Annotated in this window: 2 protein-coding genes and 1 pseudogene; 2 read left to right on the forward strand and 1 reads right to left on the reverse strand. The window is 60.6% G+C overall.

What is annotated here, in order from left to right; all coding sequences use genetic code 11:
- Positions 1-222: 222 nt before the first annotated feature.
- Positions 223-564: a flagellar hook-basal body complex protein FliE gene (fliE, locus tag AB4Z11_RS30845; RefSeq protein WP_442029868.1), complete on the forward strand. Its 342-nt coding sequence runs from the start codon at positions 223-225 to the stop codon at positions 562-564.
- A 3-nt stretch (positions 565-567) separates the two neighbouring features.
- Positions 568-1,596: a DUF5700 domain-containing putative Zn-dependent protease gene (locus AB4Z11_RS30850; protein ID WP_442029870.1), complete on the forward strand. Its 1,029-nt coding sequence runs from the start codon at positions 568-570 to the stop codon at positions 1,594-1,596.
- Here AB4Z11_RS30850 and AB4Z11_RS30855 read toward each other — a convergent pair.
- Positions 1,593-1,735, reverse strand: a pseudogene (locus tag AB4Z11_RS30855) (flagellar brake protein); the annotation flags it as partial. The gene AB4Z11_RS30850 and the pseudogene AB4Z11_RS30855 overlap by 4 nt on opposite strands.

A 1,735-nucleotide genomic window follows, 5' to 3' on the forward strand; every position in this document is an offset into this window, starting at 1 on the left:
GCCATGGGGTATCTGTGTAGGGGTTATGGGCCTGTTGCACATTATCAGGCGCTGTTGCGCGCTTTAAAGGCCTGAACAGAAGCCCGTTTCCCGTCCTGCTTATAGCCAGCGCCTTGCGCCGGCTACCGTATTCTGGAAGCCTGACAGTAGGCATATATTGTAGCGTGGCAACAGGGGCAGGACCTGACTTTGTTCCGCTGCAGCAACAGATTGGAGCACAAGATGAGAACAGGCGGCATCGACAACAGCCAGATTCAGGCCATGATTGCCCAGCTGAAAGCGGCGGCGACGCGTCCGCAGGCCACGCCGCCCGCGATCCAGACCGAAAAGCCGGCCACCCAGGTCGACTTTTCGCAAGCGCTGAAAGGCGCCCTGGACACCGTGGCGATCAGCCAGAACAAGGCGGAAGACATGAGCAAGCGCTTCCAGATGGGCGACGACTCCGTCAACCTGTCGGACGTGATGATTGCCCAGCAAAAAGCCAGCATCAACTTTCAGGCCACATTGCAAGTTCGCAACAAACTGGTACAGTCCTACCACGACATAATGAACATGCAAGTGTGACCAATGCTAAAACAGCTGATCGCCGCCATCTCGCTGATGGGACTGGGCGCCGCACACGCGGCCGGGCTCGAATTCCGTTTTGACGATTCTTCCGCACGCCTGTACAGCGCTGCAGTGCAGAAGGGCGAGATCGACGCCGCCACGGCGGAAGCGATCAGGCGCTTGCCGGAAACCGGAGCAATGGTGCGCAAGATGCRCCTGAAGGATGCGGATGCCTTCCTCGATTATCTACGCCGCATCGGCAAAGATCCCAAGCAGGCCGCGCTCGCCGCGCAGGTGCAGGCGGAGTTTGCGCGCGGGGATAAATTCACGTCAGCGGCCACGGAGGTGAGGCGCCAGCTGAAGGCGTATCTGCCGCCGGACTTCGCGGCCAAGTTCACCGTGCATTTCATTTTCGGCGGCGGCGCCACCGGTTTCGCCTTCGACGATGTGCACGATGATGTGTACGTCAACCTTGCCCGCTTCACCCAGGCGACCGCCGAGGAGCTGGCGGAGGTGGTGTCGCATGAGCTGTTCCATGCGGTGCAGGCCCATGCGATGAGCGCGCCGCCGCGTCCACCGGCCGGTATGCCGCAAGCCGCGACCGGCAAAATCTGGATGAACCGCCTGCTGTACGACCTGGTGCAGGAGGCGACGGCCGAGATCTTCACGCATCCGATTGCCGATCGCCCGGCGACACCATTCTCGGCGCCACACAAGGAGAGCATTGCCCGCAACGGCAAGCGCATGAAGTCCATCGCGGGCCTGCTCGAAACGTCGGCCCTGCGTCTGTTGCTGGCGCCGCCTGCTGATGAGGATCATTACGATCCGATTTACGGCATCCTGTTCTACGGGGATTTCGATGAGCTGGGTTACGACATGGGCTGGATCATGGCCAATGCCATCGAGCGCAAGGACGGCAAGGATGCCATCTACCGCATCCTGCAAGGCGAGCCGAAGCAGTTCGTGCTGCGCTACCAACAGATCGCCGAAAGCGATCCTTCCCTGTTCAAATTCAACGAGGATTTCCTGCGCGCCGTGCGCGCACTCTAGTTCAGGCCGGCGATACGGGCGTTGCGCTCGCGTTCGAGCTTGGTGATGTAGCGCTGAACGGCGTTCAGCGCGGAGCGGGGAATGTCGACGAACTGGCAGCCAAGGCGGCGGTTCGATTTGTTGTTCAAAAGCGTCAATT

Source organism: Pseudoduganella sp. RAF53_2, from assembly GCF_052113985.1.
Taxonomy (GTDB): domain Bacteria; phylum Pseudomonadota; class Gammaproteobacteria; order Burkholderiales; family Burkholderiaceae_D; genus Rugamonas.

What these genes read in the sequence shown, in the direction of transcription:
- fliE (WP_442029868.1), top strand. Translation starts at nt 223, where the DNA reads ATGAGAACAGGCGGCATCGACAACAGCCAGATTCAGGCCATGATTGCC.